The organism is Micromonospora sp. bgisy143, assembly GCF_057708145.1.
This window is the reverse complement of record NZ_JBYIRN010000001.1, coordinates 526,931-543,049: the sequence shown is the minus strand read 5'-3', so window position 1 is coordinate 543,049 and position 16,119 is coordinate 526,931. Positions and strand designations below refer to the sequence as shown.

Here is a 16,119-nt window from a genome sequence, read left to right as displayed (position 1 = left end):
CTGTTCTCGGGAGGAGAGGTGGCCGTGACCGAATGGGAGCCGGCCACGGAGGCCGAGGTGGCGATGCGGGACGCGCTGCGCGCCAACGACCAGGAGCTCTACTTCCGCCTCCTGTCCCGGACCGATCTGCTGTTGCCCGTCTCCACTCCCGCTTCGTCCGGGCAGGCCGCCGGCTGGGGCACCTGGACGACCGGTGGCCGCACGCACGTCCTGGCCTTCACCTCCGCCGCCGCGCTGCGGGCCTGCCTCGGCGAGCACGGGGGCACCCACCGGCGGGTCCCGTTCACCGAACTCGCACTCGGCTGGCCGAACCACGAGTGGTGGCTCGCGGTCAACCCCGGGCTCCCCGTCGAGGGGTACCTGCCGTCCTGGTTCGTGTCCCAGCTCTCCCGGGGTGACGTCCGGCTGCCGGGCCGCGCCATGGGCGCCCGGGCCCGGCTGGAGCGGGCCGAGACCCTGTCCCGGTTCCGGGCGGGCACGACCGGTCGGGATGCCTCGCCCGCCGCCGGGTTCGTACCGCCCGCGCCGCCGGTCCCCGAGGCGGCGTCGCCCGCACGACCCGCGCCGAGGGGCACGCCTCCTCCGGTGGGTCCGCCGCCCGCCCCGGGCCGGCCCCGCCGCTCACCCGGCCCGGGTGACCTGCCGCACCGATCCGGCGTGGCGGACATGCCGGCCACCGGGGCACGACAGCCGACCGAACCGCCCCGCACCGTCCGGCCGGGCGCCGATCTCGGGCCGGGCGCGAGTCGCGCCGCCGCGTCCCGGTACGCGCCCCTGGCCGCCGACCGCACCCACACCCCGTCGACCGAGCAGCCGATTCCCCGCGCCGGCCGATCGTCCGCCACCCGGCCAGCCGGCGAGGCCGCCGGTCCGGCCGCCGGTGACGGCCCCAACCAGGACGGTCGGCGTTCCTTCTTCGAGCCGACGTCCGGTCGTACGTCGGGCCTGCCTCCGGGCGACGGTCGGACGGGCGACCGGGCCGTGCCGCCGTCGCGGTTCGGGCGCGGCAGTCAGCCCTTCCCGCGCCGCCGGCCCGCCGACGCGCCGGGCGGCGACAACGCGACCCAGGCATTCGCCATGCCCCCGCCGGACGCCCGCCGAGGGGCGTGGCCGCCCGCCGCCGACCTGGGCACTTCCCGGGTGGTACGAGCGCCGCTGTCCGACGACGAGGCCACCCAGCCGCTGCCGCCGCGGCGGCCTGACCCGTTGGCCGAGGAGCCCACCCGTGCGTTCCGGGTGCCCGGGCCCGTCAACGGTGCGCCGCCACCGACCCGCGCCGCCGAGCCGACGCCCGCGGCGGACGAGACCCAGGCGATCCCGCACAGCCGACCCGCCGAGCGGCCGTTCGACCCGGTGGAGGAGCTGCCGCCGTCGGTCGCGGAACCGGTCTCCGGCCCGCCCGCCCCCCGTCGCGGGTTCACGCCCATCGTCATCGAGGGCACCATCATCGAGTCCCGGGACCTCCTCGATCCGGACGAGGTCGGTCCCTTCTTCGACACCGCACGGCGACCCGGCCCGACCGCCACCGCCCCGCCACCGTTCAGCCCGCCGGTGCCCGGCCCGGCTGCCCCGGGCCGGTCTGCGGCTGGCCCGGCAATGCCCGGTCCGGTCGCGCCGGAGCCCGCTGCCTCGGCCGCCGCCGGTAACGCGGCGGACCTGCTCGATCCACCCGCCGTCACCCCGACCACCGACGCCGACCTGGTTGGTCCCGGTCCGACCGGTGACGCCGACCTGGCCGGACCCGGCCCGACCGGTGACGCCGACCTGGCCGGACCCGGCCTGTCCAGCTACGCCGGCCCGAGTGGCCCCGGACTGGCCAGTGATGCCGGCCAGGCCGGCCCCGGTCCGAGCAGCCACGCCGGCCTGGCCGACCCGGGTCTGGGCAGCGACGCCGCCGCCGGTGGCCGGGACTCCGGTTGGTCCCGGCCGGGGTACGAACCCGAGCCGGCCCGCCCGGGCTCCGACGCGGATGCCGCCGATCGCCGACCGGCCGACGAGCCGGCGGTACCCCAGTTCCAGCCGGCGAACACCGTCGAGGAGGACCTGCTCGGCGCCGCCGGTGCCGGCAGCACGGACACCTTCCTGTCCACTCTGCTGCTGGCCCGCGTGCTGCTGCCGGCGGCGGCGGACTCGAGGCGGGGCAGCCGTCCCGGCGACCCGGGCTTCGTCTGGCGCACGGCCCGCCTCGACGGCGAGACGTACGTGGTGGTCTACACGTCGCCGGAACGTCTCGCCGACCACATCGAGACCGAGGTCGACACGGTCCGGGTAAAGTTCGCCCAGCTGATCCGGCGCTGGCCCGACGAGGACTGGTCGTTCGCCGTCAACCCGGGCACCCCGGTCGGCGCGAAGTTGCCCGGTGACCAGATCGTCGCGTTGGCCAACTGGGCCGCCGAGGTGGGTCTCGGCGACGACCTGGAGGTCGACCCGGTGGAGCCGGCGGCCGAGGCGGAACCCGCCGCCCGTCCCCGGTACGCCCCGGCGGCGGTCGACCCGGCCCGCCCGACCGTCATGCAGAAGGCGATCGCGCCCAGCCAGCTCGCGTACTACCTGGAGCGGGGATACGACCGGGTCTCGGGTTTCGTGCACCGGGCCGGCGAGCTGGCCCACCTGACCACGCCGGCCGAGTTGCACGACGCGTTGGGCCTGAACTACCCCGGTTCGCCGTTCGTGCGGGACGCCGAGGAGATCTACGTGCTGCGCTGGCCGGCGCACCGGCCCAGCCTCTACCGGATCCCGTACGGCGGGCAGAACGAGGCAGCGATGCGGGCCATGGAGGGCTGGGTCATCGAACGCCCGCCGTTCCGGGGCAACGGCTTCGCCCCGGGCGAGAGCAGCGACGTGGTGGCGGAGTTCAAGGTGGACAGCGCCCGCCTCCCGCACGGCGCCCAGCTCTGGCGGATCGGCGACGACGGCACCGAACGGGTGGTCGCGGTGCTCGACACGGACGCGGTCACCTGGCGACGGGTTCCGGAGGAGTGATGCGCGACGGTTACGTGGCCCGCTGGCAGGGCCGGGAGTACCAGGCCAGCCCGGACGGCGACGACATCCGCCTCTACCAGCCCGAGCCGGGCGAGGGCTTCGAGGAGGTCCGCGCGGGCCGTTACGTCCGGGTGCTGCCGGCGAGCGAGATCGAGGATCTGGCGTACGTGCGGACCACCTGCACCTGGCAGGGGCAGCCGTTCATCGTGCTCGGCGAGCACGACGCCTGGCTGCGCGTCGAGTACACGGGTGGTCGTTGGCCGGTGGCCGAGGCGATGCGGTTGGAGGTCTTCGACTTCGGCGTCTACCAGGGTTGGGCGCCGGCCGCCGAGGTCACCGACCTCCGCGAGCAACGGGTCTGACCGGTCACGACTTCGCCCAGCGCAGGACCTCGCCGAGCACCAACTCCGGCGCCTCCAGGTGCGGGAAGTGCCCCACCCCGTCCAGCAGCCGCCACTCGTACGGCGCGACGACGTACCGGCCGGAGCCGAGGGCTGTTCGTGGCAGGGCGGCGATGTCGGCCGCGCCGTGCAGTTGCAGGGTCGGGGTGACCAGCGGCTTCTGCATGAGGCGCACGAATCGGTAGCCGTGCAGCCGCAGCACCGACCGGAAGGCCCAGCGATAGCCTTCCAGCGCGCAGAACGCGGCCTGCGGAATGCGCATCGCCTCCCGGCAGCGCTCGGCGTACGCCTCGAAGTCCGCGCTGGCGGCCCAACGCGGGCCGGCCCAGCGGCGCAGGATCTCCCCGACGCCCGCCGCGCCGTCCCTGGTGAGCACGTGCTCGTAGCGGGGGAGCTGGAACTTCAATGCCGGCGTGGAGGCGGCGAACTGCCCGCGCGGGTCGGCGAAGATGGCGGCGCGTAGTCGTAGCGGGTGAGGTGCGCCCAGGACCACCAGCCGACGGACCAGGGTCGGGTGGAACGACGCCACCGTCCAGGCGACCATGCCGCCGACGCCGCTGCCGACGAGCGTCGCCGAGCGCTCACCGAGGGCCCGGATCAGGCCGGCGATGTCGGCGGCGAGGGTGTAGCCGTCGTACCCCCGGGGTGGTTTGTCGCTGGCGCCGTAGCCGCGCAGGTCCACCGCGACCGCGCGGAAGCCGGCGTCGGCGACCGCGGGGAGCATCTGGTGCCAGGCCCACCAGTGTTCGGGAAAGCCGTGCAGGAAGAGCACCATCGGGCCGGTGCCGGCCTCGACCACGTGGAAGCGGCTGCCGTTGGCGCCGACGAAACGGTGCGTCCACGGCCCCTCGGTGAGGACGCAGGACTCGTCGACGGCTTCGCCGCGCTGGTCGGTCATGGTTGACAGCCTAGGACCCCGTCGGGAGGGGACCGCTTCGCCGGCCCGTGTCCGGCCTCGGCGGTCAGCCGACCGGGCTGATGTCGACGATGGTGGCCGGGATGCCCGGGCCGCAGTCGGCGGCCGGGTCGGCGGGGCCGATGGTCACCCGGACCGTCGTGCCGACGGCGAAGGTGCCCTTGCCGGTGCCGTGCAGCGCGTACTGCCGACCGTCGTCGGTGACGAGGCCGTAGCAGGGGCCGGCGCCGCCCCGGTTGATCCGTCCGGCCAGGGCGTTGGCCCGGCGGGCGTCGGTCGGCTTGCGCGGCGGTCCGGTCGGTGGGCGCAGGGTGGGCAGCGGGGTCTGCGAGCGCGGTGGTCGCCCGGCGGGGGACGACGGCGTCGGGTCGCTCGGCATCGGGCCGGTCGGCGTCGGGTCGCTCGGCGTCGGGTCGCTGGGCGTCGTCGGCGCGGCGGAGGACGCTGGCACGTCGGGCGAGGGAGTGCCGGACGGTGTCTGCTCGGCGGACACGGCGCCTCCTTCGTTCCGTGTTCCGGCGCAGCCGGTGAGCGTCAGCAGGGTGGCCAGGCCGACGCCGGCCAGGGTGGAGCGGGTTCGCGGTTGCACGGTTGTCGGACGTGCGGGGCCCGGTCGGGGTTCCCTGGAACGGGCGATGCCCGGGCAGGTGACCTGCCCGGGCATCGCCGTGGTGCGGGTGGTGCCTGATCGAAGGATCAGCTGAAGCGGACGGTGGTGTTGATGCCGTCCTGCGACATGACCTTGATCTTGGTGCCGGTGGCGGGGAGCTTGACGCCGTGGTTCGGCAGCTCCGGGAACCAGTACTGCTTGGTGTCGTCGAACAGCGGCTGCGCCGCCTGGCCACGGACGTACTGGGCCTGGCTGTTGATGTGCAGCGTGAACGAGTCCGCCTTCTTCAGGCTGAACGGCGCGTCGTAGACCTGGACGCGGGCCCGCCAGGGAGCGCCGGTCAGGTTGTAGGACGGCTCCGGGTGGGCGTCGATGATCATGTTGCGACCCTCACCCGGGTGCTCGAACGTGTCGTTGTCCGCCCACCGCGTGTTCCAGTAGGAGATCAGCAGACCCTCCTGGTACGCGTAGTGGTCGACCCAGTCCGGGCGGGTGTTCTGGTAGCCGAAGTAGTACGGGCCGGTCTTGAGGTACTTGTCGTACGAGGTGTACGACCGGGTGCCGGCGATGTAGAAGTTGTCGAACTTCTTGGTGTAGGTCGCCGAGGCGATCTCGAACTTGCCGGCAAAGGTCCAGCCGTTGGCGCCGTTCTCGCCGCCGTCGGTGAACACGGTCTGACCGTCGGCGGTCACGGTGATCGCGTCACCGTAGAAGCCGCCCCGGGACACGCCGCCGTCGGTCTGGTAGCGCAGCCGGAACTGCACGACCTTGCCCGCGGCCGAGTTCATCGGGATGTTGACGTCGACCCACTTGCCACCGCTGGAGCCGTCCAGGGCGAAACGCCCGGGGGAGATCTCCTTCAGCGGGTTGCCGTTGACCGTGCCGGGCAGGGTCGCCCAGGTCTTGCCGCCATCCGTCGACGCCTCGAAGAACAGGTAGTCGAAGTTGGCTTCGATGTTGTAGCGGCCCTTCATGGTCAGGGCGGCCGACGACTTCCCGGTGAGGTCCAACGTCCGGGTCATCGTGCTGTTGATGTTGTCCTCGTTGCCGCTGAAGAACTGCTTGCTGCCCTCGAACGGCGCGCCGTTCGAGAAGGTGTAGTCCCGCTTCGGGAGTACGACGACCGCGGCCTGCGCCTCGGGCGAGTTGTACTCCTGCGGGCCGAGGACCAGCGTCTTCTTCTGCCCCGCGACGACCGTCTCGTAGTCGAGCCAGCCGAGCTGAAGCTTGTTCCACGCGCCGAGGTCGCCACCGCGCTCGCCGATGCCGCCGTCGTTCTTGGCGCCGAGCCGGCTCTGGGCCATCAGGGTCCAGTGCTCGTTGTTGTTGTCGCCACCGTTGATGACGTTGTAGTCGTCCGGCAGACCGAGGTCGTGGCCGTACTCGTGGTAGAAGACGCTCCGGCCACCGTTCTCCGGCTGGATGGTGTAGTCACCGATCCAGACGCCGGTGTTGCCGATCTCCGTGCCACCACCGAGGAAGGTGTCCGGACCGGTGCTGTTCTGGTCGGAGGCGAAGGCGTACCAGCGGTGGCTCCAGATGGCGTCCTCACCCTGGTTGGGGTCACCGTCGGCCTGGTCGCCGCCGGAGTGGACGATCTGGAAGTGGTCGATGTAGCCGTCCGGCTCGTTGAAGTTGCCGTCACCGTCGTAGTCGTACCGGTCGTACTCGTCCATCGACTTGACGTCCGCGGCGATCTGCGCGTCGGTGCGGCCGGCGGCCTTCTGGTCGGCGACCCACTGGTTGGCCGCGTCGCGGACCAGGTCCCAGGTGTTGTCGCAGACGTTGCTGTCGCAGACCGCCGGGTCGTTGGCCGGGTTGGCGGTGTCGTCGTCCGCGATCGGGTCGTCGGAACGGCCGTACCGGGCCTCGTTGTACTTGACCTTGACCCAGTCGGTGACCTCGCCCTCGACGCTGTAGCGACCCGAGGACTGGGCCTCGTAGTACTGCTTCAGCGACTCGTCGCCGGGGTTGGTGCCGAAGTAGAGCTGCCGGTAGTGGTCGGCGGTGTAGTCCGGCTGCCAGACGGTGGAGTTGTCCACCGACCGGTTCGGCGCCGGGATCTCGTTGTGCAGCGGCCCGTCGAACTTGGTCGGCCCCGCCGTGTTGGGATCGATGTTCTTGTCCGGGTAGTCCGGGTGCCGCTCGTTGCCGAACTCGGCAAGGATCACGAAGATCTTGTCGGTCCGCTCGCGGGAGAGCTCGACGTACTGGTCTTCCGTCTGGGCCGTACCTGCACCAGCGGTGCGGGCGGCGGCCCCGTCGGACTGGGTCTTGCCGACCTTGACGACCGTGCTGCCGTTGATCCGCTCTGCCTTGGCCTTGCCGGACAGGACCTTGCTCAGGCCCTCCTGGCGCAGCGCTCGCCGCTTGTCTTCCAGCGGGTTCGGCAGGTCGTGGTCGGCAAGGGCGGGCTCGGCGACCGACGGAGCGGCCGTCGGCAACTTCGGCTGCGGCGCGGCACTGGCGGACGGTCCGAACGCCAGCCCTGTCGCCGTCAGCGAAAGCCCGAGCAGACCCACTGCGACTTTGCGCACGTGGTACCTCCGGTGTGAGGGAACCGACCCAACGGGGGTACGGGCCGGTGATAGATCGATCCCACTAGTGGGACCAATGGTGAACATAGACACTGCTGGGACGGGTGGGAAGATGTGCGCGTCGATTTGTTGCAAGATTTTGTTGGGAACGCTTTTCACCGTCACACCCCCGCGCTTCATCTGCGATCGAGGAAGGATGGGGCCCGGCGGCAGCCTTCCGAACGATGTACTTCGATCAAGAAGATCGGGCGATACAACCGGGGGCCGGCGCCGTTCCCGCCGCCAGCGCTCTGCGCGAAACTTCACGTCTCGTAGGCCCTACGCCCCCGGGTGGTGGCTTCCGCGATCCATCTGCGGGAGACCGCGTGGCCGCATCGCCGGCAGACACCACGGGAGGCCACCCTCACCCGGGCTCATGTGGATGCGCGTCGAGGCAATGTGATTGGCCGTACGACGGCGAGACCTCTTCCGACTGGCGATGCAACCCGGAGTGCATGTGCCGGGTCCGGATTCGATGAGGGTGAGGTTCCTGGTCAGACGGCAGTCGCCAGGTGCCGCTCGTCCTGACCCACATGGCGTCGGTGACCTGTACGCCTCGCACCAGGTTTGCCACCGCACGGCGCCCTGCGCGGGGAAGCCATCGGCCACTCGCCGCGGTCGTCGACGGCCTGGCTGCGCGGTGGGCCGAGTCGGACGGCTGCTACCCGCCAACCTGGATGCACTGATCCGGATCGACCTAATTGCCGGCTTGGCGGCCGTGCCGCCCAGGCGCGCGCGAGCGGCACGGTGTGAACCTGCTGTTCAGCGCGGACGTCACCGGCCGAAGATTCGCCAGCGCGTTCGTGCGCGTGTCTCTCAGGTGGCACCGCTTCCGGCCGAAGTTGCCACGCCAGCTTGAATGCCCCGACATTGGTAATAAAGCTCTTTCATCGCCTAATTTGAGCACGCCTAAGTAGGAAATAATTGATTGGCCCCGATTTGTCGTGGGGGTAACACGGTCAGCGTTGAAGCTGCATACGATTCGGGCCCTCCAATCGAAGGGATCCGAATGAGGATCGTGCTACGAAAAGGTGCGCAAAGAGCCGTGTTCAGAAAGCCGAGCGTTGCTGCATCCCTGGCCCTGTCTTCGGTGTCCGTCGTTGCCGCCGTGGTGGCCTTTCAAGCAGTAGGCTCGGCGGACGACGGGGTGCCTCCGGAGAAGGCGGCCGTCTTGGCCGCGCCCCCGGGCTCCGGCAACGATGTCGATGACAGCACGGGAAGCGAATCATTCCCAATTGTACCGGCAACCCCAGACTCTGCTCCTTCTGCCATGGTCAACGACATTGTGCATGTCAAGAATGCAGCAATGACGGGAATGAACCGGTTCAATGACATGCAAATTTTGCCCGTCGGGCAGGCAGAGCGCGTTGCTGTCGCATCCCAAATCAACGCGGACGTTCAGTCGGCCATCCAAAGAGGTTCCGACGCTTTCGTAAATGAGGCCAGTCCGGATGGCAGTCGGCCGGACGGCACCCAGGCCTCTCAGTTCCGGAAAGATCTGGTCGAAACGCTAGCGCCGTCTTTCGCAATGAGTGAAGGTAGTGAGGTGGCGGCACAACTCCTCCACGATGCCCAGAACCCGAGCATGCCATCCCTGGTGTCGAGCCGCTTCATTCTCGAACAGTGGCAAGGGGTAACTGTTACCAGCAGGGTCAGTGCAAAGGCGGTTCTTCTAGGCGCCTATGAAACATGCTTCCAGGGTGGGGAATTCCAGGAGCTAACTTGTCATACGGATCCCTCTCAGCAGTGGCAGCTCAAGATGGGTAAAAGCCTTTCGGACAACAAGTGGCGCCTCGTGAGCCGTGATGGTCAAGCCGTTGACGACTTCTTCTCGGACTTGCCCGAGGCCGTCGAGCCTGGCCCTTCACCAAGCTGATCCCTGATCCTGCTGACCAACCTAAGGAAGTTTACGTGAACGCATCAACCTTGCCTGTTGGCCACAGCGCTTCAAGGGGGGCGAACAGGGCTGCATTTCTGATCCTGGCGTTGGTCGCCTCGTTCATCACCCTTCCGGCTCAACGAGCGGAAGCGGCTGGGTTCAGGGCCACGCTCGCTGCCAACTACGCCAAAGCGTACGCCTACAGTTACAACTCGAATTACGCGAACTACAACAACAAGGGCGGAGACTGCACGAACTTCGTCAGTCAGTCGTGGTACGCGGGTGACGTTTCGATGGACACCACGGGTGGCGATAAGTGGTATTACAAGACTGCCCGAAGCGGATCCTCGTACCTGCCGTACCCGACGCCATCGTGGATCCGTGTCAAAGACTTCAGGTCCTACTGGTACAACAACGGCTCATCATACAAATACATTCAGGGTGAGACCGCACTGACGTACAAGTATTCGCCGTCCGGGCTCGGTGAGGTTTATATCTTCGATAGTGGCGACAGTTCCTCGAAGGCGTCCTGGTTCCACGCTGCCATCAACGTCGGTTGGAGCAAGGGTTACGACGAGTACGCACAACACTCGGTGGGTAGAATCACCAAGTGGACTTACATGTTCAGCACGCGCACTTCCGCCCAACGGAAAAACATCCTGAAGCCAGGTCGAGGCTATCGGTCAATCGCTCCCTGATGTTGGGTTTGGCGATCTGAGCGAAATAAATTGAGCGTGTCGCCGCCCGTCAGCCTTGACGGGCGGCGTATCGTTGACCAAGCGCTCTCTTCATCCCCTCGTCAGCCACGCTGTCCATTGCCGCCTCCTCGAGTTCGTCTGGGAAAATCCGACGTATGCTCGTCTCGTACTCTGCTCCGTCCTGAGGAACTTTGATTTCGATCGGCGGACCTGGCGCAATGGCAATAGGGCCACTGAAGATGCTCGCATCGCCGAAGGCGACCCCAGGGTCCACGGCGGCACAGTAGACGTGCGAGAAGAGCGACTTCCCACCGCTCGGTCCGGACGAGGTTTTGGGTAAGCCGAATGCCTTGCTCACGCAGGCGATCCGGTCGGGCGTACGGCCGAAAAGACTGGTGGTCGCAGCCGGGTTCGACTCAAGCAATTCGGTTACCTCGCTCGAAACCGCTGCCACCTCCTCCTGGTCGGGCTCCGCGGAATTACCTTTGGGTTGAGTGCATCCGGAGGCAACGAGGAGAACTGCCAGAACAACGATCCTGCTCGTAGCTGGAAAGCGCTTCGCTCTCATCGTGCTCCTACGTTGTGGGCTGCTCAAGTTGTCCGGCCAATTTCTGCTCCCACTGCCTGTGGGAAGAACACCGCCCTGGCGGGGTGGCAGTCCGTCGAGAAGTCCCATGCTAACTATGGCCTGCATGCTGTCATAGCCGTCTCGACCGTCGACCGATAGTTTCTTCCTGAGGGCACCGAACGGCCCCAGCTCTGTCTACCCTGAGCGGAGCCCATCGGAATCGCCCGGGACCGGCTTCGAAGAGGTGTACGCGGGCCGCTGGCAGATGCAGAACGGCCCGCCCGGCAGTCTGATGACTCCGGACGGGCCGTTCAGTTGTTACGTGGACGAACCCGTTACACCGTCACTTCTTCGCCGGGGTGACGTAGATCGTGGCGGACGAGTTGTCCTTCGCGGCCTTACGGATCGTCAGCGAGACGCCGTTCTGCACGCCCGCGTCGGCCGGGTTGCCCGTGCCGAGCACGATCGCGCCGCCGCCCAGCGTCACGCCGTAGAACTCCGGCGCCGGGCTACCGTCCGGGTTGGTCACCCGGGTGGTGTACGGCGCGTTGCCACGAGACGGCACCACGACGGAGGCGTCGTTGTCCCGGGCGTACGCGGCACCGTCGCGGATCTCGATGCCCGGGTACCAGCCCTGGGCGTCGGTGAAGCCCTTCACCGGCGCCTGCGCCTTGAACTTCGTGCAGTACGCGCTGTACGGCTCGCCCGCCGCCTCCAGGCACTCCGTGAAGGGGTACGTCTTCTGGAGCGAGAAGGCCGCGTTCGACGACTGCGGACGGCTCGGCAGGTTGTCCGTCACCGACGGGTCCTTCTCGGCCGCCGTGCCGGTACGCCGGTACGGCTGGAAGTGCGAGTCGACGATGAGCAGCCCGCCCTTGGCGCCGTAGCTGGGCAGCGCGGTCATCTGCCCGGTGACGTGGTTGACGTCGCCCAGCGCGCTGTCCCGGTACCACACCAGCATGCCCGGCGCGTTGTAGGAGATCCGGTCGACCTTCCACGCGTCGCGCGAGTAGATGGTGTCGTAGGCGTACTTCAGGCCCTTGTCGAAGCCGTCGAAGTTGCGCCACTCGGCCAGGTAGTACTGCGCGTGCACCTCGGTGCCGCCGGACACCTTCCAGCCCGCGCCGGTGGTGTCGACGAAGGTGCCGCCACTGGTCTGCCAGCCGTTGGCGCCGCCCTCGACGTCGTCACTCCAGGTGGTGGCGCCGCCGCCGGTGACCGAGAAGTCGTCGACGAACCAGTTGCGCTCCTCGAACGCCTCATCGGTGGCCAGCCGCAGTCGCACCTGGACGGTCTGGCCCGCGTACGCCGACAGGTCGACGTAGTCGTGACGCCAGCCCTCGGTGCTGCCGGTCAGGCCGTACTTCTTGCCACCGAAGTCGTTCATCCGGCCGTTCGGGTCGCCGTAGTTGTCCGGCGTCGTGACGACCGTGCCGCCCTCGGCGTACACCTTCTGCTCGGACCAGGTGGCGCCGCCGTCGGTCGACAGCTCGACGAAGCCGAAGTCCCAGTCCTCCTCGATGATGTAGTTGTTCCACATCCAGAACTTGGCGTCCGCGGCGTTCGGCACGTCGACGGAGCGGCTGAGCTTGACGTCGGCCCAGCTCTGGTCGTTGTTGCTGTGCCACATCTTGGTGCCGCTGTGCGGGGTGGCCAGGACGGTCACCTTGTCCGGCAGGTCGACCTTGATGCCGTCCTCGGCGTCGATCGGCGTACGGGAGGTCTGCCCGAGCTTGACCTCACGCGGGTTGGAGCCGGGGCGGATGGTCAGCGGGTCGGCCCAACCGAGCACCCACTTGTCCCAGATGCCCATGTGCGTCGGCAGCGCCTGGAAGACCTCACCCGAGTGCGAACCGGAGGCCATCAGGTCCCAGAAGTCCACGTCGGAGTCGGCGTTGCCGGAGGTGTCGTAGAGGTCCGGCAGACCGAGGTCGTGACCGAACTCGTGGGCGAAGACGCCGACGCCGGCGTCCTCCGGCTGCACGATGTAGTTCGACACCTTCAGGCTGGTGCCCGGGATGGTGTAGCCACCCGGCACCGAGGAGGAGTGCGCCCAGACGGCGTACACGCCCTGGTCGCCGCCGCCGCTCGACTTGCCCTTGCCGGCGTGCACCAGCACGAGGTGGTCGATCACACCGTCCGGCTCGAAGAGGTTGCCGTCACCGTCGCGGTCGGCCTGGTCTTCCTTGTCGTAGTCGGCCCACGGGAAGGTCGGGTCCTTGGCGGCGAGCGCCGCGATGGCGTCGGTCGCCAGACGACCTGCGCCGGCCGGGTTGTCCGGGTGGCCGTTCATCGACTGCTCGCGGCCGGGCACCCAGTTGCCGTTCTCGTCCTGGGTGCAGCGGTTGGCCGCGTACCAGCCCTCGGAGTGCGGCACGGTGATCCACGGGCTGGCCTGCCCGTCGACCGTGTACGCGTTCTTGGACATCTCCAGGTACATGTTGTGCATCGTGCGACCGGAGATGTCGATGCCCTTCTTGCCGTCCGGGCCCTTGAGGTCCTTGCGGACCCGCTCGGTGATGCCCTTCTTGCTGTACAGCATCTTGTTGTAGTGCGACGGCGAGAAGTCCGGCACCCAGAACGTGTTGTTGTCCTCGTGCGGGAGCCGCGCCGGGTCCGGGAGCTTGTTGTGCTTCGGCCCGTTCTGCACGGTGCCGGGGACGCAGGTCCGGTCCTCGAACACGGTCTTCGGGACCATCACGTTGGTGAAGTCGTCGTTGGCCTTGTCGTTGAACTCGACCAGCAGCGTCAGCAGCTTCGCCGTCTGCGTGGTGGGCGCCTGCTTGATCTGGCGCGGGCTCTTGCCCGTCTTGATCGACTTGGCCTCGATCTGCGCGAGCTGGCGGGCGGTCACCGGGTTGCCGCGCGCGTGCTTCTGGTCGAACGCGCGGGCGTCGTCGACAGCGGGGGTGTAGACGCCGTTCTTGCCCTTGACCTCGCGGCCGGTGGTGTCCGGCTGCACCTCGGGCTCGGCGTAGTTGATGTAGTACTCGTCAGCCCCGATCACCGCCCGGGGGGTGGTGGACGGCTGTGCCGCCGCACTGCCACTCACGGTCAGTGACGTGGCCGCGAGGGCGATGACGGGCAGCGCGACGAGTAGTCGTCGGCGCGACCCCGGATGGGAGTTTCTGTTCATGCCGCTCCGTTTCTCGGGCATGGGCGAGGGAAGCCGGCAGACACCGGGCACGCAGCGTCGCGTCGAGGGCCAACCGACCTTCGTGAAACTAAATGAGAATCCAGCCGAACAACAGGAACGTGATGCAGGCGTTATCCGCAGAACCGTCCGCCAAGGTCGGGCGGGACGGTGGAGGGTCCACAAAAGATGACGGAGGGTGATGGTCCGCGCGGACCATCACCCACCGTCGGGGTACGTCTGTCGTCAGTCCTCGTCGGACTTCGTGCCACTCATCCCGGAGGAGATCAGCTCCATCACCGAGGAGTCCTGCAAGGTGGTGACGTCGCCGAGTGAGCGGTTCTCGGCCACGTCCCGCAGCAGCCGCCGCATGATCTTGCCGGAGCGGGTCTTCGGCAGCTCCGGCACCAGCATGATCTGCCGCGGCTTGGCGATCGGGCCGAGCGTCTTCGCCACGTGGTTGCGCAGGTCCGCGATGAGCTGCTCACCCGCCTCACCGCTGATGTCCGTGCTGCCGCGCGGGATGGCGAACGCCACGATCGCCTGGCCGGTGGTCGGGTCGGTCGCGCCCACCACCGCCGCCTCGGCCACCGACGGGTGCGACACCAGCGCCGACTCCACCTCGGTGGTCGAGATGTTGTGCCCGGACACCAGCATCACGTCGTCCACCCGACCGAGCAGCCAGATGTGCCCGTCGTCGTCCTTCTTCGCCCCGTCGCCGGCGAAGTACACCCACCCGCGGTGGCCTTCGGCCCCCGCCTCCCGCCCAGACTCGACGCCTCCGGCGCCTGCACCGAACCGCGACCAGTACGTCTCGATGAACCGGTTGTCGTCACCCCAGATGGTCCGCAGCATCGACGGCCACGGCTCGCGCAGCACCAGGTAGCCGCCACCGCCGTTCGGCACCGACTGGCCCTGGTCGTCCACCACGTCGGCGACGACGCCCGGCAGCGGGGCCATCGCCGAACCCGGCTTCGTCGCCGTCACCCCCGGCAGCGGGGAGATCATGATGGCGCCCGTCTCGGTCTGCCACCAGGTGTCCACGATGGGCAGCTCACCCCGGCCGACGTGCTGCCTGTACCACATCCACGCCTCGGGGTTGATCGGCTCGCCGACGCTGCCCAGCAGGCGCAGCGACGACAGGTCGAAGCCGGCCGGGATGTCCTCGCCCCACTTCATCATCGTGCGGATCAGCGTGGGCGCGGTGTAGAGGATGCTCACCTGGTACTTGTCGACGATCTCCCAGAACCGGCCCTTGTGCGGGGTGTCCGGGGTGCCCTCGTACATGACCTGGGTGGCGCCGTTGGAGAGCGGCCCGTACACGATGTAGGAGTGGCCGGTGACCCAGCCGATGTCGGCGGTGCACCAGTAGACGTCCGTCTCCGGCTTCAGGTCGAAGACCGCGTGCGTCGTGTACGACGCCTGCGTGAGGTATCCGCCGGTGGTGTGCAGGATGCCCTTCGGGCGGGCGGTGGTGCCGCTGGTGTAGAGGATGAACAGCGGGTGCTCGGCGTCGAACGGCTGCGCGGTGTGCTCGGCCGACGCCGTCTCGACCGTCTCGTGCCACCAGTGGTCCTTCTCCGACCACGCCACGTCCTCGCCGGTACGGCGGACGACCAGCACGTGCTCGATCGACGGGCAGTTCGCCACCGCCTCGTCCACGGTCGGCTTCAACGCCGACGGCTTGCCCCGCCGGTAACCGCCGTCTGCGGTGATCACCACCTTGGCGCTGGCGTCCTGGATGCGGTTGCTCAACGAGTCGGCCGAGAACCCGCCGAACACCACGCTGTGCGCCGCGCCGATCCGGGCGCAGGCCAGCATGGCAACCGCCGCCTCCGGAATCATCGGCAGGTAGATCGCCACCCGGTCGCCGGCGGTCACCCCCAGGTCGGTGAGCGCGTTCGCCGCGCGGCAGGTCAGCTCGTGCAGGTCGGCGTAGGTGAGGGTTCGGGTGTCACCCGGCTCGCCCTCCCAGTGGATGGCCACCTTGTCGCTGCGGCCCGCCTCGACGTGCCGGTCCAGACAGTTGTACGCCACGTTGAGCTGCCCACCGACGAACCACTTCGCGAACGGCGGGTTCGACCAGTCGAGCACCTCGTCCCACTTCTTCGACCAGGCCAGCCGGTCGGCCTGCTTCGCCCAGAAGGCGAGCCGGTCGGCCTGCGCCTCGGCGTACGCGTCGACGGTGACGTTGGCGTGCGCGGCGAGTTCGGCCGGCGGGGGGAACTGGCGCGTCTCGTTCAGCAGATTGGCCAATGCCTCGCTCATGCCGTGACTCCTCGTCCTCGGGGTGACCTGCGTCTCGATGGGCACGAGGGTAGTCGCGGGTCCACCGGCAGGCGACCGCTGCCCACCT

At 68.7% G+C, this 16,119-nt stretch carries 10 protein-coding genes; 4 read left to right on the top strand and 6 right to left on the bottom strand.

Features of this window, described 5'->3' with window-relative positions; all coding sequences use genetic code 11:
- The first annotated feature begins 24 nt into the window (after positions 1–24).
- Positions 25–2,982: an SseB family protein gene (locus tag AC3EN4_RS02560; protein ID WP_435204325.1), complete on the top strand. Its 2,958-nt coding sequence runs from the start codon at positions 25–27 to the stop codon at positions 2,980–2,982.
- A complete protein-coding gene (locus tag AC3EN4_RS02555; protein ID WP_030486287.1) occupies positions 2,979–3,344 on the top strand; it encodes a hypothetical protein in 366 nt (121 codons plus the stop codon). The genes AC3EN4_RS02560 and AC3EN4_RS02555 overlap by 4 nt, the downstream gene beginning before the upstream one ends.
- A gap of 4 nt (positions 3,345–3,348) precedes the next feature.
- Here the strand turns inward: AC3EN4_RS02555 and AC3EN4_RS02550 are convergent, their stop codons facing one another.
- From AC3EN4_RS02550 to AC3EN4_RS02540, 3 genes are all read right to left on the bottom strand, one after another.
- The gene (locus AC3EN4_RS02550; RefSeq protein ID WP_435204324.1) at positions 3,349–4,281 is read right to left on the bottom strand and encodes an alpha/beta fold hydrolase; all 933 of its coding nucleotides are present in this window, start codon (positions 4,279–4,281) and stop codon (positions 3,349–3,351) included.
- Positions 4,282–4,345: 64 nt separating this feature from the next.
- Positions 4,346–4,792: a hypothetical protein gene (locus tag AC3EN4_RS02545; RefSeq protein WP_435204323.1), complete on the bottom strand. Its 447-nt coding sequence runs from the start codon at positions 4,790–4,792 to the stop codon at positions 4,346–4,348.
- Positions 4,793–4,995: 203 nt separating this feature from the next.
- Positions 4,996–7,431, bottom strand: a complete 2,436-nt coding sequence (locus AC3EN4_RS02540) for an immune inhibitor A domain-containing protein (RefSeq protein WP_435204392.1) — start codon at positions 7,429–7,431, stop codon at positions 4,996–4,998.
- Between the two features lie 1,099 nt (positions 7,432–8,530).
- Here AC3EN4_RS02540 and AC3EN4_RS02535 point away from each other — a divergent pair.
- Both AC3EN4_RS02535 and AC3EN4_RS02530 read left to right on the top strand, forming a co-directional pair.
- A complete protein-coding gene (locus tag AC3EN4_RS02535) occupies positions 8,531–9,361 on the top strand; it encodes a hypothetical protein (RefSeq protein WP_435204322.1) in 831 nt (276 codons plus the stop codon).
- A 35-nt stretch (positions 9,362–9,396) separates the two neighbouring features.
- Positions 9,397–10,062: an amidase domain-containing protein gene (locus tag AC3EN4_RS02530; RefSeq protein WP_435204321.1), complete on the top strand. Its 666-nt coding sequence runs from the start codon at positions 9,397–9,399 to the stop codon at positions 10,060–10,062.
- 49 nt (positions 10,063–10,111) lie between these two features.
- Here AC3EN4_RS02530 and AC3EN4_RS02525 read toward each other — a convergent pair whose 3' ends face one another.
- From AC3EN4_RS02525 to acs, 3 genes are all read right to left on the bottom strand, one after another.
- Positions 10,112–10,630 (bottom strand): hypothetical protein, encoded by a 519-nt coding sequence (locus AC3EN4_RS02525; protein ID WP_435204320.1) that lies wholly within the window; start codon positions 10,628–10,630, stop codon positions 10,112–10,114.
- A gap of 343 nt (positions 10,631–10,973) precedes the next feature.
- Positions 10,974–13,766 carry an immune inhibitor A domain-containing protein gene (locus AC3EN4_RS02520; protein WP_435204319.1) on the bottom strand — a complete coding sequence of 931 codons (2,793 nt, stop codon included), beginning with the start codon at positions 13,764–13,766 and terminating at the stop codon, positions 10,974–10,976.
- Positions 13,767–14,009: 243 nt separating this feature from the next.
- Positions 14,010–16,031, bottom strand: a complete 2,022-nt coding sequence (gene acs, locus AC3EN4_RS02515) for an acetate--CoA ligase (RefSeq protein ID WP_435204318.1) — start codon at positions 16,029–16,031, stop codon at positions 14,010–14,012.
- Positions 16,032–16,119: the final 88 nt, after the last annotated feature.